Source organism: Streptomyces sp. NBC_00986 (assembly GCF_045162565.1).
Classification (GTDB): domain Bacteria; phylum Actinomycetota; class Actinomycetes; order Streptomycetales; family Streptomycetaceae; genus Streptomyces.
On record NZ_CP108733.1, the window covers coordinates 9923456 to 9946415 of the forward strand.

General features: G+C 70.5%; 21 protein-coding genes. 8 read left to right on the forward strand and 13 right to left on the reverse strand.

All coding sequences use genetic code 11. From position 1 onward, the window contains the following. Positions 1-50 precede the first annotated feature (50 nt). Positions 51-1010, reverse strand: a complete 960-nt coding sequence (locus tag OG504_RS44540) for a helix-turn-helix transcriptional regulator (RefSeq protein WP_405994857.1) — start codon at positions 1008-1010, stop codon at positions 51-53. A gap of 214 nt (positions 1011-1224) precedes the next feature. Between OG504_RS44540 and OG504_RS44545 the strand changes: the two genes are divergently transcribed. The 3 genes from OG504_RS44545 to OG504_RS44555 all read left to right on the forward strand — a co-directional run bounded on the left by OG504_RS44545 (position 1225) and on the right by OG504_RS44555 (position 3645). After that, complete coding sequence (locus tag OG504_RS44545) at positions 1225-1803, forward strand: ester cyclase (protein ID WP_405994858.1); 579 nt, start codon at positions 1225-1227, stop codon at positions 1801-1803. Between the two features lie 173 nt (positions 1804-1976). Continuing rightward, on the forward strand, positions 1977-2744 hold the full coding sequence (locus tag OG504_RS44550) for an SDR family NAD(P)-dependent oxidoreductase (RefSeq protein ID WP_405994859.1): 768 nt from the start codon (positions 1977-1979) through the stop codon (positions 2742-2744). A 55-nt stretch (positions 2745-2799) separates the two neighbouring features. Further along, positions 2800-3645 (forward strand): SDR family oxidoreductase, encoded by an 846-nt coding sequence (locus OG504_RS44555; protein WP_405994860.1) that lies wholly within the window; start codon positions 2800-2802, stop codon positions 3643-3645. Positions 3646-4182: 537 nt separating this feature from the next. Here OG504_RS44555 and OG504_RS44560 read toward each other — a convergent pair. The 7 genes from OG504_RS44560 to xylB all read right to left on the reverse strand — a co-directional run bounded on the left by OG504_RS44560 (position 4183) and on the right by xylB (position 13566). Continuing rightward, positions 4183-5706, reverse strand: coding sequence for an aldehyde dehydrogenase family protein (locus OG504_RS44560; protein ID WP_405994861.1), 1524 nt, complete (start codon positions 5704-5706; stop codon positions 4183-4185). A 310-nt stretch (positions 5707-6016) separates the two neighbouring features. Next, the gene (locus OG504_RS44565; RefSeq protein WP_405996586.1) at positions 6017-7294 is read right to left on the reverse strand and encodes a GAF domain-containing protein; all 1278 of its coding nucleotides are present in this window, start codon (positions 7292-7294) and stop codon (positions 6017-6019) included. A gap of 207 nt (positions 7295-7501) precedes the next feature. After that, entirely contained in the window at positions 7502-8101 is a 600-nt protein-coding gene (locus OG504_RS44570; RefSeq protein WP_405994862.1) for an N-acetylmuramoyl-L-alanine amidase, read from the reverse strand. Positions 8102-8169: 68 nt separating this feature from the next. After that, complete coding sequence (locus OG504_RS44575) at positions 8170-9183, reverse strand: acetamidase/formamidase family protein (RefSeq protein ID WP_405994863.1); 1014 nt, start codon at positions 9181-9183, stop codon at positions 8170-8172. Next, positions 9180-10640, reverse strand: a complete 1461-nt coding sequence (locus OG504_RS44580) for an APC family permease (RefSeq protein ID WP_405996587.1) — start codon at positions 10638-10640, stop codon at positions 9180-9182. The genes OG504_RS44575 and OG504_RS44580 overlap by 4 nt, the downstream gene beginning before the upstream one ends. Before the next feature lie 219 nt (positions 10641-10859). After that, the gene (locus tag OG504_RS44585) at positions 10860-12092 is read right to left on the reverse strand and encodes an ROK family protein (protein ID WP_405994864.1); all 1233 of its coding nucleotides are present in this window, start codon (positions 12090-12092) and stop codon (positions 10860-10862) included. A gap of 28 nt (positions 12093-12120) precedes the next feature. After that, on the reverse strand, positions 12121-13566 hold the full coding sequence (xylB, locus tag OG504_RS44590) for a xylulokinase (protein ID WP_405994865.1): 1446 nt from the start codon (positions 13564-13566) through the stop codon (positions 12121-12123). A gap of 187 nt (positions 13567-13753) precedes the next feature. On the opposite strand from xylB, the gene xylA reads away from it, so the two are divergent. Next, a complete protein-coding gene (gene xylA, locus OG504_RS44595) occupies positions 13754-14920 on the forward strand; it encodes a xylose isomerase (RefSeq protein ID WP_033278292.1) in 1167 nt (388 codons plus the stop codon). A 388-nt stretch (positions 14921-15308) separates the two neighbouring features. After that, positions 15309-15521, forward strand: a complete 213-nt coding sequence (locus OG504_RS44600; RefSeq protein WP_405994866.1) for a hypothetical protein — start codon at positions 15309-15311, stop codon at positions 15519-15521. A gap of 23 nt (positions 15522-15544) precedes the next feature. Here OG504_RS44600 and OG504_RS44605 read toward each other — a convergent pair whose 3' ends face one another. After that, positions 15545-16891 (reverse strand): esterase-like activity of phytase family protein, encoded by a 1347-nt coding sequence (locus tag OG504_RS44605; protein WP_405994867.1) that lies wholly within the window; start codon positions 16889-16891, stop codon positions 15545-15547. A 175-nt stretch (positions 16892-17066) separates the two neighbouring features. Here OG504_RS44605 and OG504_RS44610 point away from each other — a divergent pair, with 175 nt between their 5' ends. Beyond that, a complete protein-coding gene (locus OG504_RS44610; protein ID WP_405994868.1) occupies positions 17067-17303 on the forward strand; it encodes a hypothetical protein in 237 nt (78 codons plus the stop codon). 23 nt (positions 17304-17326) lie between these two features. Here OG504_RS44610 and rox read toward each other — a convergent pair whose 3' ends face one another. Further along, positions 17327-18751, reverse strand: a complete 1425-nt coding sequence (gene rox / locus OG504_RS44615; RefSeq protein WP_405994869.1) for a rifampin monooxygenase — start codon at positions 18749-18751, stop codon at positions 17327-17329. Positions 18752-19128: 377 nt separating this feature from the next. Here rox and OG504_RS44620 point away from each other — a divergent pair, with 377 nt between their 5' ends. Next, entirely contained in the window at positions 19129-20193 is a 1065-nt protein-coding gene (locus tag OG504_RS44620) for a fatty acid desaturase family protein (RefSeq protein WP_405994870.1), read from the forward strand. 133 nt (positions 20194-20326) lie between these two features. Further along, complete coding sequence (locus OG504_RS44625) at positions 20327-20509, forward strand: hypothetical protein (RefSeq protein ID WP_033278297.1); 183 nt, start codon at positions 20327-20329, stop codon at positions 20507-20509. Between the two features lie 201 nt (positions 20510-20710). Here the strand turns inward: OG504_RS44625 and OG504_RS44630 are convergent, their stop codons facing one another. The 3 genes from OG504_RS44630 to OG504_RS44640 form a co-directional block, all read right to left on the reverse strand. Beyond that, the gene (locus tag OG504_RS44630; protein ID WP_405994871.1) at positions 20711-21679 is read right to left on the reverse strand and encodes a hypothetical protein; all 969 of its coding nucleotides are present in this window, start codon (positions 21677-21679) and stop codon (positions 20711-20713) included. Positions 21680-21814: 135 nt separating this feature from the next. After that, on the reverse strand, positions 21815-22111 hold the full coding sequence (locus OG504_RS44635) for a hypothetical protein (RefSeq protein ID WP_405994872.1): 297 nt from the start codon (positions 22109-22111) through the stop codon (positions 21815-21817). Between the two features lie 238 nt (positions 22112-22349). Further along, the gene (locus OG504_RS44640; RefSeq protein WP_405994873.1) at positions 22350-22949 is read right to left on the reverse strand and encodes a class I SAM-dependent methyltransferase; all 600 of its coding nucleotides are present in this window, start codon (positions 22947-22949) and stop codon (positions 22350-22352) included. Positions 22950-22960: the final 11 nt, after the last annotated feature.

The following is a 22960-nucleotide window of genomic DNA, read 5'->3' on the forward strand; positions in this document are numbered from 1 at the left end:
ATCTCCTACCGGCCTGCTGGACGCGGGGCGCTCACACAACGGCTTGCCAGTCAGTCTGACGTCTCGGCCGTCCCGGCCGTCTTGGAATCGCTGACCGGTGCGGACTCGTCGATGTCGTCGTTGGTCGCGGCCCAGCTGGCCAGCAGGTTGAGGGCGTCCTGTGATCGTGACGCGGGCTCGGCGGTGTAGGTGAGGAGGAACTGGCTCGGGTCGCCGCCGAGCGGGAAGGTCTCGAACGGCAGGTCCAGGTCGCCGACGACCGGGTGGTGGAGGCGCTTCGCGCCGGTGGTGTGGATCCGGACGTTGTGGGCCGCCCAGCGGCGGCGGAATTCCTCGCTGCGGGTGGACAGCTCCCCGATCATGTCCGTCAGCCGGCGGTCGTAGGCGTCGCGGCCGGCCTCCGCGCGCAGCATGGCGACCGTGTCGTTGGCGACCTCGTCCCAGTCGCGGAAGAACTCGGACGCGTGCGGGTCGAGGAAGACGAACCGGGCGTTGTTCGGTGGCCGTACCGGGTCGGCATAGACCGGGGAGAACAGCGCCCGCCCGAGGAGGTTGGCCGCCAGGACGTCCAGGCGGCCGCTCATGACGAACGCGGGCGTGCCGGTCATCGAGTCGAGGACGCGCCGCACCGCCGGCCGGACACGCTGCTGGGCCGGTCGGCGGCGCGGAGGGCGGGCCGTGCCGGCGCCACGCAGGAGATCGACCAGGTGGGCGCGCTCGGCCTCGTCGAGCTTCAGCGCTTGCGCGATGCCTTCGATGACGCTCTCGGAGACGCCGGTGGCGTTGCCGCGCTCCAGCCGGGTGTAGTACTCGCTGGAGATGCCCGCGAGCAGAGCCACCTCCTCCCGGCGCAGCCCGGTGACCCGCCGACGGTCTCCGCCGTACGAGGGCAGTCCGGCTTGCTCGGGGGTGACCCTGGCCCGTCGCGTGCCCAGGAATTCCCTGATCTCCGCACGGAAATCACCACGGATGTCATGGTTGGTGCCGTAAGGGTCGTTTATTCCTGTCATGTGCTCCACTCTACGAACGCTTCCCGCCGCCTGGGAGTCCCTCTCAGTGACCCCCTCATCAGGGACTCCCACACACCCGTGACAACCGGTTCTGTTGATGGTGCACCGCCCAGGGCGGTGTGAACGGCCCGGATACGGCGGTGCTTCTGCCACCGCTCTCCAGCCCCTCCGCGGCGCCGTCGGCGCCGCGATCCCCGGAATCGGAGGACGGATCATGCGTCGATACACCAAGCCCGCTGTCGTAGTCACAGCGCTGGGAACGCTCGGCCTCACGGCCTTCGGATCGGGTGCCGCGGACGCGGCCGGCGCGGCCGACGGCAACACCGGCGCCGAGTCGTCGACTTGCGTCACCGCGGTATCCGCCTCCCGGAACCACGGGACCGCCCAACTGAACAAGCGCGTCATGCAGCGCTTCACCAGCGAGTTCCTGCCCACCGGTGATCCCGCGTCGGCGAGGAGGTTCATCAGCCCGGACATCGTCATGCACTTCGGCGGCCGGGCGCAGCAGGGCCGGGACACGTATCTCGGCATCGTCGCCGCGAACATGAAGGCATTCCCCGACCTCAAGTGGACGGTGGAGGACATGCGGGCCGAGGGCGACACCGTGGCCATCCGCTACACCATGACCGGCACGCACGAGGGACCCTTCGCCGGAGCCGAGGGTACGGGCACGAAGATCCACGCGGAGAGCTCCGCGTTCTACCGCCTGTCCCACGGCAAGATCGTCGAGGAGCGCGCCCAGCTCGACATGCTCGGCATCCTCCAGCAGCTGGGCGCCCTGCCCGCCGCATAGCAGCGGAGCGCCGTACTCCACTCGCCTCCGCCGTACCCCACCCGCCTCCGCCGTGGCCACCCCTACGCCGACGCGATGACCGGCGCTCGCCGCACCCCTCGGTTCGGCCCGTACGAGTCCCCGTCGGCCCTGCGCCGCACACCCAGAGAACCAAGGAAGAACAGGACACCCCCATGGCAACAAAACTGACCGACACGGTCGCGCTCGTCACCGGCGCGAGCAGTGGTATAGGCGCCGCCACCGCCCGCCGACTCGCCGAGGACGGCGCCTTCGTCGCCCTGGTGGCCCGCCGCAAGGACCGACTGAACGACCTCGCCGCCGAGATCGAGAAGGCGGGCGGCACCGCCCTGGTGGTGGAAGCGGACATCACCGACCGCACCCGGGCCGAGGCCGCCGTACAGCGGACCGTCGAGCACTTCGGACGTCTGGACACCCTGGTCAACAACGCCGGGCTGATGCTCCTGGGCCCGGTCGTCGGCGCGGACGCCGACGAATGGGAGCGCATGATCGCCGTCAACGTCCAGGGCCTCCTCCACACCACCCGCGCCGCCCTCCCGCACCTGCTGAAGGCCGCCGAGGACGGTCCGCGCCGGGTCGCCGACATCGTCAACATCAGCTCCATCGCAGGCCGGGTCGCCTGGAACGGCTACGGCGTCTACAACCTCACCAAGTTCGGCGTGAACGGCTTCACCGAGTCCCTGCGCCAGGAGGTCACCCGGCGCCACGTCCGCGTCGGCGTACTGGAGCCGGGTGGCGTGGACACCGAGCTGGGTTCGCACAACGACCACAAGCCCGAAGTCCGCGATGCGATCGGCACCTTCTACGAGCAGACCGAGGTCCTCGCCCCCGACGACATCGCCGACGGCGTCGCCTACATGGTCACCCGGCCCCGCCACGCCTCCGTCGGCGAACTGTGGATCATGCCCACCGACCAGGCCTGACCTCCCACCCACCGAAACACCCCAAGCACCCCAAGTACCCGCGAAGGAACCCCTCATGAGCAAGGTCATTCTCGTCACCGGTGCCGGACGCGGTCTGGGCACGGACATCGTCCGCGAAGCCCTCGCCGCCGGTCACCAGGTCGTCGCCACCGGCCGTCGCCCCGAAGAGGTGGAGAAGACACTGGGCGGACCGCAGGACAACCTGCTGGTCACCAAGCTGGACGTCACCAGCCTGGAGGACGCCGAGGCAGCCGTGCAGGCAGCCGTAGACCGCTTCGGACGCATCGACGTCCTGATCAACAATGCCGGGAACTTCTTCGCCGGCTACTTCGAGGAGATCACGCCCGCACAGATGCGCCGGCAGATCGAGACCAACCTCTTCGGCCCCATGAACGTCACCCGCGCCGTCCTGCCCGTCCTGCGCAAGCAGCGCGCCGGCCACGTCATCACCCTCTCCTCCTCCGCCGGCATCATCGGACAGGAGTTCTGCGTCGCCTACGCCGCCTCCAAGTTCGGCGTCGAGGGCTGGATGGAATCCCTGCGCTACGACGTCGAGCCCTACGGCATCCACACCACGGTCGTGGAACCCGGTTTCTTCCGCACCGAGCTCCTCGTGGACGCCTCCACCACCTGGCCCGAGCCGACCATCGAGGACTACGCCGAGCGCACCACCGCCACCATCGCGGCCTGGAAGAGCATGAACGGCCAGCAGACCGGCGACCCCGCCAAGCTCGCCCGCGCCCTGCTGACCATCGCCGGCCAGGAGAAGCCCCTGCTGCGCTTCGTCGCCGGTGCCGACGCCATCGAAGGCGTCCAGGCCAAGGCCAGGGAACTCCTCGCACAGGCCGAAGCCTCCCGCGAACTCGGCGGCGACCTGGGCCACGACGACATCAGCGCCTGACACGCCCGGACCCGGGCTGTGGGCTCACACCGCGGTGAGGAGCCCGGGCCGCACATGTGCGCGCTCTCGGACGAGCGCGGATCCCGCTGACGGAATCACTTTCCTGTCCGGACGGCGCGGCACCGGCCATGGAGCACCTGAGCGCTCGTCAGCCCGTCCGGCGGCCAAGGCACGCGCACTGCTGCGCGTCACCCTCACCGCCGCGCCGAGTTGGACATCCCGCTCCTGCGCCTCGCCGCGACAGAAGTGGTGCCGTTGCGTACTGCGCAGAGGGGGCCCGGGCACAGAGGAGTTGCCCCTGGAGGGGAAACGGTCGGGACGGCAATCGATCTGTCCGTCGCCGGCCCCGTCCGGGACGCTGGAGGCCAGGTTCGACAGGGGGGACGGTCTGCACGGAACCTAAGAGATGCGCCTGCCACCGGAAGGCACCGCGGAGTGTGGGGCAGTGGTGTCAGCGGTTCGAGTGCCGCCTACGGATATGCGTCGAGTCGGGTTGCCCGGAGCTCAACCAGGCCTCCAGGCAACCGACTTCAGGCTCTAGAAGAACCCAAGTTTCTTCGGACTGTATGAAACGAGAAGGTTCTTGGTCTGCTGGTAGTGGTCCAGCATCATCTTGTGGTTCTCGCGACCGATGCCGGACTGCTTGTAGCCGCCGAACGCCGCGTGCGCGGGATACGCGTGGTAGCAGTTCGTCCACACCCGGCCCGCCTGGATCGCCCGGCCCGCGCGGTACGCCGTGTTGATGTCCCGGGTCCACACGCCCGCCCCGAGACCGTACAGCGTGTCGTTGGCGACCTTGATCGCGTCGTCGAAGTCGTCGAACGACGTCACCGAGACCACCGGCCCGAAGATCTCCTCCTGGAAGATCCGCATCCGGTTGTCGCCCTCGAAGATCGTCGGCTGGACGTAGTAGCCGCCCTTCAACTCCCCGTCGTAGTCGAGGCGTTCGCCGCCCGTGAGGATCTTCGCGCCCTCCTGCCGGCCGATGTCCAGGTAGGAGAGGATCTTCTCCAACTGGTCGTTGGACGCCTGCGCTCCGATCATCGTGTCCGTGTCGAGCGGGTGGCCCGGCTTGATCAACTCCGTGCGGGCGACAGCCGCTTGGAGGAAGTCCGCGTAGTGGCCGCGCTGGATGAGCGCCCGGGACGGGCAGGTGCACACCTCGCCCTGGTTGAGCGCGAACATCGTGAAGCCTTCGAGTGCCTTGTCGAGGAAGTCGTCGTTCGCCGACGACACGTCGTCGAAGAAGATGTTCGGCGACTTGCCGCCGAGTTCCAGCGTGACCGGCTTGATGTTCTCCGAGGCGTACTGCATGATCAGCCGCCCCGTCGTGGTCTCGCCGGTGAAGGCGACCTTCGCCACGCGCGGGCTGGACGCCAGCGGCTTGCCCGCCTCGACGCCGAAGCCGTTGACGATGTTCACCACGCCCGGCGGCAACAGGTCCGCGATCAGGCTCATCCAGTAGTGGATGGACGCCGGGGTCTGCTCGGCCGGCTTGATGACGACCGCGTTGCCCGCCGCGAGCGCCGGCGCCAGCTTCCAAGTCGCCATCAGGATCGGGAAGTTCCACGGGATGATCTGCGCCACGACCCCGAGCGGCTCGTGGAAGTGGTACGCCACGGTGTCGTCGTCGACCTCGCCCAGCGAACCCTCCTGCGCCCGGATCGCCCCCGCGAAGTAGCGGAAGTGGTCGATGGCGAGCGGGATGTCGGCGGCGAGCGTCTCGCGGACCGGCTTGCCGTTCTCCCAGCTCTCCGCGACCGCGAGCGTCTCCAGGTTCGCCTCCATCCGGTCGGCGATCTTGAGCAGGATGTCGGAACGCTCGGTCACCGACGTCCGGCCCCACCCCGGCGCCGCCGCGTGCGCCGCGTCCAGCGCCCGCTCCACGTCCTCCGCGGTGCCGCGCGCGATCTCCGTGAACGGCTGCCCGTTCACCGGTGACGGGTTCTCGAAGTACTGCCCGCGGGCCGGCGGCACGTACTCGCCGCCGATGAAGTGGTCGTAGCGCGCCTGGTAGGAGACGATCGCGCCCTCGGTGCCGGGTGCCGTGTAACGGGTCATCCTGGTCTGCCTCCCGGAACAGCGCTGCCCGCCGTTGGGCAGCTCTCGGCGCGAGGCTAGGGAGCGAGACGTTGCATGTACGTTGCGCGGAAGCGGTGGGTGGAGGGAGGGGGCGGGGGCCGGGAGCCGTCGTCCTGGCGGGAGTGGACGCGGGACGGGAGTGGACGCGGGAGTAGACGACGGAGGCGTTGGAGACAGGGGCACCCCCGGAGCCGGGAGCCGGGAGCCGGGAGCCGGGAGCCGGGAGCCGGGAGCCGGAGGGCGGAGAGTCGGCTGGGCGGTAAGCGCCTTACGTCGAGCGCGAGTTACGTCAGCGTCCCGTCTGCCGTGACCACCCGGCCGGTGCCGCCAGCTCGGACTCCAGCGCGGCGAGTCGCGAACGCACCGGCGCCGTCGGCCGTATCGCCGCGAGCGCCCGCCAGACATCGAGGTCGTCTTCGCCCCACGGCGCGTGCGCCCAGTCCGCCAGCAGGTCGGGGTCGCGGCGGGCGATCAACGCCGTACGGAGGCCGTCCGCGAGGCGGGTCCTGAGCCGGACCACGGCCGGTGCCTGCGAACCGGGCAGCAGCGGACCCGTGTACGCCGTCGCCGCTCCCATGACCGTGCCCCCTTCCAGCCGCCGCTCGACGATCGCCACGTCGGACTCGACCGGCGACGTGAGCCGGTACGGACGCGAGGCGAGCAGACCCGGGCCCAACAGGCGCCGCAGCCGGGCGAGTTCGGCCCGCAGGGTCACTGGCGGCACCGACTCGTCCTCGTACAGCGCACACAGCAACTCGTCGCCGGTCAGCCCCTCGGGATGCCGGGCCAGCAGCACCAGGATCTCGCTGTGCCGGCGGCTCAGCCTCATCTTGCGTCCGTGGAGGCACAGTTGGGCCTCGTCCCGGCCGAGCGCGGTCAGTTCGGGTCCGTCGACGGGTGTCTGTTCCGGTGCGAGCAGCGCCAGTTGGGACTCGGCGGCCCGCGCCACCGCCTGCACGAAGCCGAGGCTGTGCGGATGCGCCAGCCCGTTCCCGCCGGTGATGTCCACGGCACCGAGCACCCGCCCCGTGCGGGGATCGTGTACCGGAGCAGCCGCGCACGTCCACGGCTGCACCCGCCGGATGAAGTGCTCGGCCGCGAACACCTGCACCGGCCGGTCCACGGCGACCGCCGTACCCGGCGCGTTCGTCCCGACCGCGCTCTCCGCCCAGCGCGCACCCGGCACGAAGTTCATCCGGCCCGCCTTCCGCCGGGTCGCCGGGTCGCCCTCGACCCACAACAGCCTGCCCTGCGCGTCGCACACCGCCAGCAGATGCTCGCCGTCCGCGGCGAACGTGCCCACCAGCTCCCGGATCAGTGGCATCACCCGCGCCAGCGGATGCTCCGCGCGGTGGACACCCAGGTCACCGTCCGTCAGCTCCACACTCGCAGTGCCCTCGGGGCCGACCCCGGCCCGCGCGGAACGCCGCCAGGAATCGGCCACCACCGACCGCACCGGCTGCGGCACCGTACCCGCCACGGCGAACGTCTCGTGCGCCCGGCGCAGCACCCGCACCCGCTCGGCAGGGTCGGCCCCCGGCTCCAGGGCCACCCATGGATCGGTCAACTCGGCCTCCCCTGAAGTCGATACGACGGCGGTGCAGCGGCGGTACAACGGCGATACGGCGACGACATGACAGCGACACGGCGTCGCAACGGATGCGGACATCGTCACTCCGCGGACGGATCCGGACAACCGTTTCGACCAGGTACGCCCCGAACGAATCGCGACGCTCTCGGATCCGGCTCGGAACCGGCTCGGATCCGCCTCGGCTCAGGCGAAGTTGACCAGCCTTATGTAGCGTGTCCAGTCCCAGTTCGGCCCCGGATCCGTGTGGTCCGTACCCGGTACCTCGTAGTGCCCGATGATGTGCGCCCGGTCCTTCGGGAGCCCGTACTTCGCGCAGATCGCCGCCGTCAGCCTGGCCGACTGCTCGTACAACGCGTCGGTGAACCACTGGGGTTGATCCACCCAGCCCTCGTGTTCGATACCGACACTGCGCGTGTTGTAGTCCCAGTTCCCGGCGTGCCAGGCGATGTCGGCCTCCCGCACGCACTGCGCCACATGCCCGTCGGCCGACCGCACGAGGTAGTGCGCGGACACCTTCTTCTGCGGATTCTGGAAGATGGACAGGGTGTTGGGATACGTCTCCTGCGTGACGTGGATGATCACGTAGTCGACGGGATAGGTGCCGGGGCGGTTGGACGCCGTGTAGTTGGAGGCGCTCGCCGGCTGCCACTCGGCCGGCGGATAGTCGACGGCCTGGGTCTGCGCACCGGCCTCCGCGTCGGGAAGTAACGCGTACGGTACGGCGGCCAGCGCGGCACCCTTGAGGATGCGCCGCCTGCTCGGAAGCGGTCTTGAACGGTCCACTGCGGGTTGCCTTTCAGAGTTCTTCGGGGTGTTCGGGGTCTTCCGGGTGTTCGGAGTGGGCGGTGGGCTCAGTGCTGGAGTGCGGCCGCGGTCTCACGCAGCCGCGCGTGCAGTCCGCGGTGCGTCTCGCGCGCGGGCAGCCATTCCTTCCTGATCTTCGCCACACAGGTGTAGTTGGTGTCGCACACGTTGGCCAACGGCGATTCGACCGCCTGGGTTGCGAATTGGTAGGCGTCCAGTTCGCTGAACCCGTAGTCGCGCACCAGCCAACGCACCAGGTCGAGCTGGGAGATCCGGAACGCGTCCTCCAACGGGCGAGCCGATCCGGTCGAGATGATGTGCGTGTCCGACTCGATGCGCGGCCAGGGCGTGGCGACCCCCTTGAGCAGCTCCACGATCACCACGGTGTTCATCGCGCACTCGACCGCGACTCCACAGGTCTCTCCCTCGCCCTGCCGGGCGTGCCCGTCGCCGAGGCTGAGCAGTGCGCCCTCCACGTTCACGCCGAGGTAGCAGGTGACCCCGGCCCGCATCTCGGGCGTGTCCATGTTCCCGCCGTGGGCGTCGGGCACCAGCGCCGAACGCACCTCGAGGTTGGCGGGGGCCACACCCACCGTGCCGTGCATCGGGTCGAGGGGCAGCTCGATCTCGATGTCGCTGTCCCGCGCGCGGAACAACGCCGTACGGCGGGTCCGGTCCAACTGCCAGATCCAGACGGTCTCCGGAAGCGGCGGCTGCAGCGTCGCCGTGGTGTGCGTCGAGGTGAGCGCGCCGAAGAGCGGGACCGTGGTCGAGGCGGCCCAGTCCCGGGCGGGTTCGATCGACACGAAGTGGACGGCGACCGTGTCGCCCGGCTCCGCGCCCTCCACATGGAAGGGGCCGGTCTGCGGGTTCAGGAACGGGAACTCGCACACCTCGGACACCAGGTCCTTCTCGGACCGTACCCGTCCGGCGAAGCAGTCCTCCGTGTACAGGTCGAGAACCGTGCCGGGCGCGATGCGCGCCACGGGCGGGGCGCCGCCGAACGTCCAGGCGTACTCGCCCGGTTCGGGCCGCACCGTCAGGATCCGGGGGTCGTTCATGGCTGTACTGCTCCGTTCTGCGGATGACCGGTGGAGGCGGGTTCGTCGAGATGGACACGGGCGGTTTCGGCTATTCGCTCGGGGTGCCGTCGTAGGAGAACGAGCAGGACCACGACCCCGGCCGCCATCCATATGCCGACGACCGGTCCGGCGTAGGACACGGGAGCGGTCAGTTCGGTCACGAAGTCGAAGGCCGGGATGCCTGCCGCGGTGAGCAGGGCGGGGACGAAGGCGACGATCCCGAGGAGGGGGACCAGCAGGTGTCGCAGCGGCTTGAGCAACTCGCGCCTGCGGCGCAGGAAATAGCCCGCGCAGGCCAGGTTCACGACGATGTAGACGCCGATGACGACCGTGACGATCACCGTGGCCAGGAGGAGGAACGCGGTCACCGGGTCGTAGCCGAAGCCGAGGCCCAGGACGGCCCCCACCGCGACGACGGTCTGCACGGCGATGCCGGCGACGGGGGAGCGGTGGCGTGGGTGCAGGGTGGCCAGGACGCGAGGGAGCACCCGGATGCGGGCCAGGGCGAAGGCGGTGCGTGTGGAGACGGTGGCGCACGCGTTGGCGTTGGCGATCGTCGAGTTGACCACGGCCAGGAACACCAGCACCCAGAACAGTCCGAACGACGCGCGGGCCACCCCCTCCCAGGACGCGGTACCGGAGGCACCGAATCCGCTGAAGCGGTCCGGCCCGAAGTACACCGTCATGGCGTAGGTCGTCAGCACGTAGAACAGGCCGATCCCGAGGGCCGCGCCGAGCACCGCGCGGTGCATCGTCCGGCGTGGGTCCCGTGTCTCCTCGGCGAGCGGTGCCGCGGCCTCGAACCCGGCGAACGCGAGCACCGTGTAGACCGAGCCGGCGAAGACCCCGCCGAGAGCCGGGTAGTCCTTGCCGGTGTGTGAAGTGCCGAACACCGAGAGGGTGTTGGCGCTGCCGGCCTTGCCGATCAGCCAGACGGCGAACACCAGGAAGACGAGGATCTCGAAGACCCCGAGGACCGTGCCGAAGCGGGCGGAGGCGCGGACTCCGAACCAGCCCGCCGCCGCGATGATCGCGGCGCCCGCGAGCGCCCAAGGCCACCACAGGTTCTCCGGATACGAGTTCCACTCCTGGTGCAGGGTGCCCGCCGTGGTGAAGCCGAGTTGGAGGAGCAGAAGGGGTGGGATCAGCGCCTCCACGAAGACGTAGCCCCAGCCGACCAGGAAGCCGACGGCCGGATGCAGTCCCTGTGCCGCGTAGGTGGCCACTGAGCCGGCGGCGGGCAGTTCGCGGGCCAGCTCGGCCACGCAGGACGCGGTGAACAGGCAGGCCACCAGCGCGATCAGCACCGACAGCGGGAGGCTTCCGCCCGCGAAGGCCGCGCCCGACGGGATCGACGCGGCGACCGCTGCGGCCGGCGCCATCGCCGTGACGCTCTGGAAGAGAACCTCGCGCAGCCCGACGGCATCCCGCCTCAGCCCCGGAACTGTCTCCGGCCTTCGTACTGTCTCCCCCGACACGTGAATCCCCCCTCGTCCACCGGTATCCGCACGCCGTCGTCACGACTCGACGGCTGCGCCTCGCGTGAATCACGGTACGGCGCTTGCGGGTTGGACAGTAGGGCGTGGCGGGGTTCCGTGGACGACGACGAAACTGTGGATAACTCGATCACTCGGACGGGTGAAGTCGGCCCCGTTTCAGGCCTGTTCAGCCACGTTGTCCCCAGCCCGTTCGGCCACCGCCGCCGGATCGTCGAGGACGGCCCGCACCACCGAGTGCGCGGCCCCCAGCAGCGGACCCTCGGGCCCCAGCCGCGACACCGACACCGGACAGGCAGGCCCCGCCGTGCGCCGCGCCAACTCGGCCTCCAGCGACGGCAGTAGCCATGGCGCGAGCCCGGACAGCGCGCCGCCCAGCACCACCAGCTGCGGATCGAGGAGGTTGACCGCGCCGGTCAGCGCGATGCCGAGCGCCGTACCGGCGTCCTGCAGGGCACGTCGTACCGCCTCGTCGCCGTCGGCGGCACGCGTCGCGAGCAGCCCGACCCGGTCCGCGCCCGGCTTCAGACCGGCGGCGCGCAGTACCGCCTCCTCGCCCGCGTACTGTTCGAGGCAGCCGCGCCCGCCGCACGCGCACCGCGGCCCGTCGGGACGCACGGGGACATGCCCCAACTCGCCCGCGAATCCCCGTGTTCCGCGCAGCAGCCCCCCGTCCACCACGACCGCGGCGCCGATGCCGATCTCGGCCGACACATGCAGGAAGTCGCGCGGAGTGGTCCCGCCCAGCCAGAGTTCGGCGAGTCCGCCGAAGTTGGCCTCGTTGTCCACCGTGGGCGGGAGTCCGGCGGGCAGCAGGGCGCCGAGGTCCGTGTCGTGCCAGTCGAGGTTCGGGGCACGGACGACCGTGCGGCCGTCGCGTGCCACCAGACCGGGCACGGCGACCGCGAGCCCGGCCGGCCACAGGCCCTCCGCTTCCGCCTCGGCCACGACCTGCCGTACCAGGGCAGTGAGTTCGGCGAGCACAGGCTCGGGGGAGCGGCCGCGGTTCACGCCGTGCCGCACGGCACGCGCGCGTATCTCGCCGCGCAGATCGACCGCGCAGACCGCGAGATGGTCGACGCCGATCTCCGCGCCGATCCCGGCCGGACCGCGCCCGCTGACGGCGAGCGCCGATCCGGGCCTGCCCACCCGGCCGGGCCGCTCGGGGCCCAGCTCTTCGAGGAGCCCCGACCGGATCAGCTCGTCCACCAGCGTCGACACCGCCGCACGCGTCAGCCCGATGCGCGAGGCCACGCCAGCACGCGAGAGCGGGCCCTCGGCGCTCACCGTGTGCATCACGCGCGCGAGGTTGCGGCGGCGCATGCCCTGCTGGGTGTCGGGCAGGGCACGCCCGGACCCGGTGGGGTGCGCCTCGTGCAGCGGTGCGGTCATGCCTCCGTCAGTCCTCGGTCGGTGTGCGTCAACGGGCGTCCGGCCCCCGTTCGAGCAGCGGAGCCGCGTCGGAGAGTACCCCGGAGATCCTGGCCAGCGCCGCCTCGTCGCGCTCCACGGCGTCCAGCACCGGCCCGGCCGCCGTGTTCCAGCGCCGGGCCACCGCGGCCGGATCCTCGCCGGTCAGCAGCCCCGCGGCCTGCGCGGCGGCACCGAGCGCGACCAGTTCCTTCGCCTCGGGCACCTGGACAGGGCGCCCCGACAGCCGCCGTACGGTCTCCTGCCAGGCCGTGCCCCGGGCGCCTCCGCCGATCAGCAGCAGGGGCGTCGTGCGGTCCGCGTCCTTGTCGAGGACCAGGTCGAGCGCGCCCAGCAGGGCGTGCACGGCACCGTCGTAGGCGGCCTGGAGGAGCTGGCCGCCGGTGGTGTCGTGGCGCAGGCCCGTCAACAGGCCCGAGGCGTTGGGCAGGTTCGGGGTGCGCTCGCCGTCCAGGTACGGGAGCAGCGTGACCGACGTGCCGGGTTCTACGGCTTCCCGGTCCAGGCCCAGCAGGGCGGCGACCCGGTCGACGGCGAGCGTGCAGTTCAGGGTGCAGGCCAGGGGCAGCCAGTCGCCGTGCGCGTCGGCGAAGCCGGCGACCGTGCCGGACGGGTCGGCGGGGCGGTGCTTCGACACGGCGTACACGGTGCCGGACGTGCCGAGGCTGAGCACGGGGACGCCGGGGCGCAGCCCGAGACCCAGCGCGGCGGCCGCGTTGTCGCCGGTGCCCGGCGCGACCAACGTGCCCTTGGAGAACGGCAGATCGTGGCAGTCGCGCACCGTCCCGGCCACCTCGCCCGGCCGCACCACCCGGGGCAGCAGCGCCGGGTCGAGCCCGACGTGCTGCAGGATCTCCTCGTCGTACGACTCGGTCCCCGAGGCCCACCAGCCGGTGCCGGAGGCATCGCCCCGGTCGGTCGTGCCCTGCCCGGTGAGTCGCTCGGTGAGGTAGTCGTGGGGGAGGCGCACGGCCGCCGTGGCGCGCACCGCCTCCGGCTCGTGCTCGGCGAGCCAGGCCCACTTCGTGACGGTGAAGGAGGCTCCGGGCACGCTGCCGGTGCGCTCCGCCCAGGCCTTCGGACCGCCCAGTTCCTCGATCAGCCGGGTGGCCTGCGGCGCCGAACGCACGTCGTTCCACAGCAGCGCCGGGCGTACCGGCTCGCCCTGCGCGTCCAGGGTGACCAGGCCGTGCTGCTGGCCGCCGATCGACACGGCCGCCGCCTCGTGGGCCGCGTCCCCGCACTGGCGCAGGGCCTCGCACAGGGCGTCCCACCACTGGCGGGGATCGCTCTCCCGGCCCGTCCCCGAGGAGACGGTGTGCGGCGCCTGGCCGCTCGCGACGATCCGTCCGGTGGACACATCGACGACCAGTGCCTTCGTGGACTGGGTGGACGTGTCCACGCCGACGACGAGCGGACCCTCGGCTGCTGACATCGGGCTCTCCCTGTTTTTTCCGCGGCTCTGCGGGCTCTGACCTGGTGTTCTCAAGGCTGTCCGGGGTGCGGTGACCCGTACCCCACTCCTTCAGGGACACCTTGTCCCTTCCCAGAGCTGCGTGTGCATACTAATTTGTAAACCGCCATGACGAAATAGTCGCAGCGAAGCAACAAGGAGCCGCGTCATGAACTACCAGCCCACCCCCGAGGACAGGTTCACCTTCGGCCTTTGGACCGTCGGCTGGCAGGGAAGGGACCCGTTCGGCGACGCCACCCGCCGTGCCCTCGACCCCGTCGAGACGGTGCAGCGCCTGTCCGAGCTCGGCGCCCACGGTGTGACCTTCCACGACGACGACCTGATCCCCTTCGGGTCCTCGGACACCGAGCGCGAATCGCACATCAAGCGCTTCCGCGAGGCCCTCGACGCGACCGGCATGAAGGTGCCGATGGCGACCACCAACCTCTTCACGCACCCGGTCTTCAAGGACGGCGCGTTCACCGCCAACGACCGCGACGTGCGCCGCTACGCCCTGCGCAAGACGATCCGCAACATCGACCTCGCGGTCGAGCTCGGCGCCGAGACCTACGTCGCCTGGGGCGGCCGCGAGGGCGCCGAGTCCGGCGCCGCCAAGGACGTGCGCGTCGCCCTCGACCGCATGAAGGAGGCCTTCGACCTCCTCGGCGAGTACGTCACCGACCAGGGCTACAGCATCAAGTTCGCGATCGAGCCCAAGCCGAACGAGCCCCGCGGCGACATCCTGCTCCCCACCGTCGGCCACGCCCTGGCGTTCATCGAGCGCCTGGAACGCCCGGAGCTCTACGGCGTCAACCCCGAGGTCGGCCACGAGCAGATGGCCGGGCTCAACTTCCCGCACGGCATCGCCCAGGCCCTGTGGGCGGGCAAGCTCTTCCACATCGACCTCAACGGCCAGTCCGGCATCAAGTACGACCAGGACCTGCGCTTCGGCAACGGCGACCTGCGTGCCGCCTTCTGGCTGGTCGACCTCCTGGAGAGCGCCGGTTACGCCGGCCCGAAGCACTTCGACTTCAAGCCGCCGCGCACCGAGGACCTCGACGGCGTGTGGGCGTCCGCGGCCGGCTGCATGCGCAACTACCTGATCCTGAAGGAGCGTTCGGCCGCGTTCCGCGCCGACCCGGTGGTCCAGGAGGCGCTGCGCGCCTCGCGTCTGGACGAACTGGCGCAGCAGACCGCGGCGGACGGCCTCAAGTCGCTGCTCGCGGACCGCTCGGCCTTCGAGGACTTCGACATCGAGGCGGCCGCCCAGCGCGGTATGGCCTTCGAGCAGCTCGACCAGCTCGCCATGGACCACCTCCTGGGAGCACGCGGCTGACGGCACGCACGCGTGCGTCACGTCACCCGCGAGCCCGTGGGTGTGCGTGAGTGCCCGTTCGTGACCGGCCCCCGCGCGGAATGCTCCGGAATCATGCGATCCACGGCATGAGCCCGTATCAACCACCGCGCGGGGGTCGCGCCATGACCTCTGCGAGGCGACTCTTGACGGTATGGCCATGCCGCCCGTACCGCCTCGACCGCCTGGGCCACCCGGCGCCGCCCCGCCTCCGGGAGGCGGCTTCGGACCACCACCTCCCGGAGACTTCGGACACCCGCCGGGAGGGGACTACGGGGCCTACGGACCACCTCCCCGTAGGCGCCCCCGGCCGCTGTTCATACTGCTCGCGGCGGTCGTCGCCGCCGGAGCCGTCGCCGCCATCGTGCTGATGGCCTCCGGGGGACACGACTCACCGGACAAGAAGACGCCCGCGGAGAGCAGTTCGAGTACGAGCCGCAGCCCGTCCCTCGCCCTCCCGACGAATATCCCCACCAGCCTGCCGACCAAGCTCCCGACGTCGCTTCCGTCGAACTTCCCCTCGGAACTGCCGAGCGAGGTTCCCAGCGACATCGAGTCCCTGCTCCCGTCCCTGTTCGGCTAGCCGCCTCAGGAGCCGACGGCCGCTCAGATGCCGTGCGGCAGCTTCAGGTACACCACGGTCGTCTTGATACCGCTGTCGACCAACCGCCCCTGCGCGTCGAACGCGCCCGCGCCGTCCGTCATCCCGAAGTCGTTGTCATTCACGAGGGCGAGCGTGTCGTGATCCACGCGCGCGATGCCCTCGATCTTCTGCGGCACCCCGGAGACGGTCCCCAGGTCGACGACCAGCTTCTTGGCCAGCACGGGGACACCCGAGGCGGCCGGGTCGTCGAGTTGCTCCAGCGACGGGGACGTCGAGTCGTCGTCGTATCGACCGCCGAGGATGTCCGACTTCCGGCTCAGCTTCACCACCTGCAGCCGGGCCGCCTTGTCGGTGCGCTCCTCGACCAGGAGTCGGTCGTCGCCCACGGCGACCACCGAGGAGATCTTGAGTTCGGAGGTGTCGTCCTCGCCGGGGTCGACCACGTTCACCGGGTCGAAGCGGTACGCGTACTCCGCCGTGACCGCCTTCTTCTTCGTGGAGAAGCGCAGCAGGCGGGTGTTGAGCGACGCGTCCCCGGCGTCCCCGTCCGGCAGCGACAGCGGGCTCTGTAGGGCCATCACCAGGTCGCCGCCCGGCAGTTGGGCGAGCCCCTCGAAGCCGCGGTTGATCTTCCGGTGCAGCAGGACGGCCGGCAACGCCTCCACCACCGGGTAGTCGGCCCCGGTCAGGTGCAGCCCCTTGGGTACGTACCGCGTGAGCACCTTCCCGCGCGCGGAGACATGCACCAGGGAGGGCCCGTACTCGTCGACGAGCCAGAAGGACCCGTCCCCGGCCCGCACGATGCCCTCCGTGTCCAGCCCGTTCGGGTTGTACGACAGCGCCGTCTGCGCGTCGTAGGAGTACGGGGCCTCGTCGCGTCCCTGCTGGTTCGACAGCCCGGTGACGGCCTTCCCGGAGGACGTGGTGATCGGGAGGGCGTCCAGGACCTTCACCTTGTCCCCGGAGACACGGATCTTCACGATCGCCGGGTCGAAACCGGGCACGGGGAACGTGCGGCGCTTCGTCCCGCTCACCTTGATCTGGCCGTTGGGCCCACGGTCGGTGACGGTCCAGTACTCGCCCTTGCGGCCGGCGGGGTAGATGTCGCTGCCGATGCCGCCGAGGTCCACGCCCCGGTCGTTGACCACCGTCCCCGGCAGCAGCGCGTTGCTGAACGCGCCGAGCGGGATGTCTCCGAGCGTCGCCGTCCGCGTGACATGGGCGGCCTCGGCCTTCGCGGGGGCACCTGCGGCCGTACCGGCGGCCACGAGGGCGACCACCATGGCGAGCGGAACACCCGCCGCGACGGGACGACGGACGCGGCGTCGGACGAGGTCGTGCGGGGACATCGGGCCTCCTGAGGACAAGTTGGCTGACAGCGGCCAGAGTTGGTGCTCATGAGGAACGGTGCCTGACGGTGAGGTGGATCCGGGGTGTCGGCCGGTTGTCGGGCGGGCGCGACACCGGCGACGGGGCGTCCGTAATCCGATCGCGTCGCGAGGTGCTGTCGGCCACACAGGCCCGGTGACGGATCCCTGTGCCCTTCGCCCGGTCGCCGAGGACGAGTTCGAGATGGTCTCCTGGACCGAGTACGAGGGCCGATGGCGGACCGCTGCCGCACCTGCTGACCGATCCGGGTCACTCGCCGCGACTGTTCTCGTGCAAGGACTGCGGCTCGGAGTCCTGGTCGGCGCGACGACGGCGTTCCGCGCGGACCGCGAGCCGTTCTACCCGGGAGGCAGGGTGTTCCCGGCGTACTGACCACAGCGGGCGGGGGAGAGCAACTAGTGGGCCACACCGAACCACTTGGGCAGCCGACTCAACAGGTCCTCCTGGTCGTCGCCGACCCACACCACGTGGCCGTCCGGCCGCATAAGCACCGCGGGTGCGTCCAGTTCCTCGCTGACGTCGACTACGTAGTCGACGCGATCCGCCCAACCCGCGACCGAGAGCCGGCCGGTCTGGTCGAGGAGTAGGCCTCGGCCGGCGTGGATCAACTCGTACAGGCGCCCCTGTTTCAGCTTCACGTCGCGCAGCCGTCGGCCGAGCAGTTCATGGCCCTCGCCGAAGTCGTAACGGATCCCGACCGCGGTGATCATCTCGGTCACGTACCGGTTCACCTCCTCGAAGTCCATCAGCGTCGAGAACAGTTCCCGTAGCGCGGTCGGACCGGGATCGGTCCCCAGGAGCGTGATCTGCGCGCGCGTGTTGGCGATGACTCGGGCGCCTACAGGGTGTCGTTCGATGTGGTAGCTGTCCAACAACCCTTCCGGAGCCCAGCTGTTGACCTCGGCCGCCAGCTTCCAGCCGAGGTTGAACGCGTCCTGCACACCCAGGTTGAGCCCCTGTCCGCCGGTCGGCGGATGGATGTGTGCCGCGTCGCCGGCCAGCAGGACCCGGTCGACCCGGTAGCGCTCGGCCTGCCGGGTGGCGTCGCCGAAGCGGGACAGCCAGCGCGGCGAGTGCACGCCGAAATCGGTGCCCGCGACGGCCCGTAGCCGCTGCTTGAAATCGCCGAGGGTCGGCGCGGTCGCACGGTCCTCGGCAACACCGTCGGCGGGCACCACGACGCGGTGCACGCCGTTCTCGCCGGGGCTGACGCCGAACCGCAGTTGAGTCCTGCGGACTTCCTCGACGACGGCGGCAATGGTCGCCGGATCCTCGGTCACCTCCATTTCGCCCAGCAGCGTCTCGACCGTCGCGGGCGCGCCGGGGAAACCGACACCGAGCAACTTGCGTACCGTGCTGCGGCCGCCGTCGCATCCGACGACGTAGCGCGAGCGCAGCCGCGAGCCGTCCACCAACTCGACGGTCACCTCGTCCTCGGCCTGACTCAACCCGACTACTTCGCAGCCGCGCCGGATCTCGGTACCGAGTTCGACGGCGCGCTCCTCCAACAGCCGCTCCGTGACCGGCTGCGGGGTGGCGACGCCGTACGGGTGAGCCGTGTCCGATCGGTCCGGCCAGGGTTTGACGATGGCTCCGAAGAGACCGCCCGTCTGGAACTTCTCGCTGACCGCGAGGAACCGGTCGAGGAGGCCGCGCTGGTCCATGATCTCGACACTGCGCGCGTGCAGACCCTGTCCGCGGGACTCCCCGGTCGGCTCGGTCAACCTCTCCAGCACGACGACGTGCACGCCGTGCAGCCGCAATTCGCAGGCCAGCATCAAGCCGGTCGGTCCGCCGCCGACCACGATCACGTCAATCATCAAAACGCCCGTCCCACGAGATTGTTCCGGCCCGCCGATCCGTGGACCCGCGCTCGCGAATCCTTCGTTTCCGCAGGTCCCGGCCTCGGTCGGCCATTCTGTGGGACACCCGGGGCCTTGCCGCAAGCCCCCCACTGCGCTATACGTTGGGTGTGGCAAGGAGCGGATGAGCTCCTTGCCATCGCCTGTTTTCGGGCACCTCTCCGCAAGCTCGTTACTCCTGTGGGGCCGGGTCGTCGAGGGTGTCGTCAACCCCCCTGTGAGGACCCGGCTGACCCCCGTACGAACACGGGGGGTTCCGCCATGGTCGCGACCGGTCACCGATTCGTACGTTTGCTCAGGTCAGCCCGTTGCCTGAGTAGAGCCGGAGACCGGACATGTCCCAGACCACCGCAGTCATCGGCGTGCATGATCCGGGGGATGCCGTCGCGGCGCCCCCAGGAAGCGAGTTCGCGCCCCTCCTGCGCACGGTCAAGGGCAGAGGCCTACTGGAGCGGCGGTATGCCTGGTACGCGCGCTGCATCGCCATCAACGCCCTCGCGCTGGGCGGCATCGTCACGGGCATCGTCCTGATCGGCGACTCCTGGCTGACGCTGCTCCTGGCCCCGCTGCTCGCCGTGTTCGGCGCCCGCACGGCCTTCATAGGCCATGACGCGGGCCACTCCCAGATCGCCGGCGGCAAGGCCGTCAACCGCGTCATCGGCCTGATCCACGGCAACCTGCTGCTGGGGATGAGCTACTCCTGGTGGAACGACAAGCACAACCGCCACCACGCCAACCCCAACCACATCGACAAGGACCCGGACGTCGTCGCCGACATCCTCGTCTTCACGGGCGAGCAGGCCAAGGACCGCTCAGGGTTCCGGCGCTGGCTCACGCGCAACCAGGCGTGGATGTTCTTCCCGCTCACGCTGCTCGAAGGCGTCGTCCTCAAGGTCCACGGTTTCCAGGACCTGCGGCGCCAGCCCCGCCGCGAGCGGGTCGTCGAAGGCGCTCTTCTGGTGAGCCATGTCGTGGCCTACGCGACGCTGCTGCTCATCTCGATGTCCCCGGGGAAGGCACTCGCGTTCGCCGCGCTGCACCAGGCCCTGTTCGGCCTGCACCTGGGCCTGGCCTTCGCGCCCAACCACAAGGGCATGGAGATGCCGGACCCGAACGGCGAACGGTGGGGCCATCTCCGCCGTCAGGTCCTCACCTCGCGGAACATCCGCGGCGGCTTCCTGACCGACTGGTTCCTCGGCGGCCTCAATTACCAGATCGAACACCACCTCTTCCCGAGCATGCCGCGGCCCAATCTGGGGCGCGCACAACCCCTGGTGCGCGCCCACTGTCAGGATGTGGGTATCCCCTACGTGGAGACGGGGCTCGTCGACTCCTACCGGCAGGCCCTGCGCCACCTCCACGAGGTGGGGGAACCGCTGCGCATGGAGTGGACGGAGTGACGGAACGGCCGACGGCCCGGATACCAGTAGGGGAAGCGCCTCAGGGATGTCTCAGGGTCGCGATCCGGAACTGTACGGAGCGCGGACCCGTTTTCAGATCAGAGAGCGGCTGCGGCCGCGGAGGAGGCGACATATGTCGAGGAACGCGAAGATCGCCGTAGGAGGTGTGGCGGTCGGACTGATCCTGTTGATCTGGCTGCCCTGGTGGGTTTCATTCCTGATCGTCGTGGGAGTGCCGGCGGCCGCATATCTCACGCTGGACCCCTCGCAGCGGCGTCGGCTGCGCCGCGTGGCAGGCAAGGAGATCGGCCGCTGACGCACCGATGTCCGGCTGCGTTCCCGGGTGGCGTACGGGAGCAGAGCACAGCACAGCGCCGTCCGCGGGACTGCCGGCAACAGCCCTGCGGACGGTGCGCGGCCGGGCACCGTCCACGAACCGAGCACTTCTCGTCGCCCCGGTCGATCGAGCGTGACCCGGGCGTCCGGGCCCTGAACGCCCGGATCCGCGCCCAAGGCCTCAACTCGGCCGTACGGCCAGCTTGTCGAGTGCTTCCAGGAGACCAGGAAGCTCGGGGCCCCGGCCGACCGGCAGGACCTCGCCGGGCTCGTCGTCGAGGAGGACGAACGCTATGTCGTCCGTCCGGGCCACCAACGACCAGCCGGGGCCGTCGGCGCGCAGCGTGCGTGCGTCGCCCGGTGCGAAGGACGATCTGACGCGGCCGAGGGGCGGCGGGGTGTCGACGTAGGCGCGGACCTCCGTCAGCACCCGGCGGACTCCGCTGTGGCCCGCCTGAGGGCCTTCCCCGCTGTCGCCCGCAGAGGTGCCGCCCGAGGCGTTGTCGTCCGACGGAGTTCCGTCCGCCTCGGACGCGGCGTCGGGGGTGGCGGCATCGCTGGTGGCGTCAGCGGCGGCCTTGTCCGTCTTCGACGCGTCGCTCGTCCCGTCCTGGGCCTCCTCGGCCTCCTGGACCTCCTGCGTCGAGAAGGTCGAGTCGTCGATCTGCTCGCGCCACAGGGCCCATTGCAGCGCGATCTCGTCGGCACCCAGCCGTCGTTGCGCGGGACCCCAGGTGGTGGTGTCCGGTGGAGTCAGCGGTGGCCGGTCCACGAGGTCGGGGTCCGGATCGTGCGGCGCGGGCACGTTGGGAGCCGCCACGGCGACCGCGAGCGGCCAGCCCGGCAGGGCGGCGACCACTGTGCGCTCGCTCGGCGACAGGTCGTACTCCATGCCGCAGTCCCAGGACGCGATGGCGACCGCGACCAGCGACACGTCGTCGATGACGACGGTCCACCGTGACCCGTCGCCGTCCTGGCCGAGAACCAGGCCGTACCCGTCGGCGAGCGGCGCCATACCGAGCGCCGCACAGGCCTCCGGGTAGTCGTCGCCCAGCACACTCGGGAACTTCGCCGGCGTCAGCAGCACCGCCGTGAGCACATAGAGCGCATCGTCCTCGGCGGCGACGGCCTCTTCATCCGTGTCGGCCATCCCAGCCTCCCCATCATTCGTCCAACCGCGCGCACCCTAGTGTGCGCGGAAGGCGCTTGTCACGACTCCCAAGTACACCCGGAGCTGCAGTTTTCCGGCTGGACAGGGCGAAATGACCTCCGGTGGCCCGAACTGTCAGGCCGCGGGGAGCCCAAGAAGCGCACGAGCCACCGTCCTTGGCGACTCGTCACGTTCCCTGGCGAGCGCGACGACGGCCCGGCACGCCAGCTCGCTCACCCCGAAGGACAGCGCCTCCGGCGACACCCAGCCCGCGGCCTCGTCGATCCGGTCCTGGTCGTCCTCCGCGCGGGCCGAGACGTAGACGGCCGCGGCCTCGAAGAGATTGTGCGGGCGCCGCTGCGGGCCGCTGCTCGGCTCCGTGCGCGTGGAGGTGAGAAATCTGGCGAAGGTCTTGCGGGGCCCGTCGAACATGCTGACCACCTTCCCCTGCGTCGTTCTCTGTCGCTGACCGTCCATCTACTGCTACCCAACGTAGAGTTGGAGGTGCGGTGACAGAAGGGGGACGCTGCGGTGAAGCGCATCGGACACCCCGCGCGGAAACGGGTCAGCCGTCGAGCGCGTCCAACAACTCCTCGGCGCGCAGCGGCCGGTCACCGGCGTAGGAGAAGCTCGCGGGCTTCTCCGAGAGGCGTGTGACCCGCGCGCGGGCTCAGCTCTCGCGTACGGCCAGCGCCAGGAAGCGGGCGTCCTCGTCGGCGTACGACGTCATGCGCCATCCCGAACCGGCCAGCAGCGGACGGAGATTGGGCTCCGCGCGCAGGTCGTCCGGCGTGATCTGCCGCCCCTGGCGCGCAGCGAGCGCCGCCCGGCCGATCGGATGGAACAGGGCCAGCGTGCCGCCGGGGCGCACCACACGCGCCAACTCCCGCAGGTTGTCATCGGGTTGGGGCAGGTGCGCGATGAGGCCCGCCGCGAACACGGCGTCGAGCGATTCCGACCGCAACGGCAGCGCGGCGACGTCGGCGAGCAGCAGGAGCCCGTCACGGTCGCGTCCGGCCCGTACAGCGGCCTCCAGCATGGCCGGGGTGAGATCGGCCCCGGCCACCACTCCGGAGCGCCCCACGGCCGCACGGAGCGGCGGCAGCGCGCGTCCCGTCCCGCAGCCCGCGTCGAGGACCCGGTCGCCCGCCCGCAGCCCGAGTTCGGCGACCGCGGCGGCGTAGGCGGGGCCGTCGTCGGGAAAGCGGCTGTCCCAGTCCGCGGCGCGCGCACCGAAGAACTCCTGGACATGCGTGTGGTCGTCGCTCATGTTCCGCATGA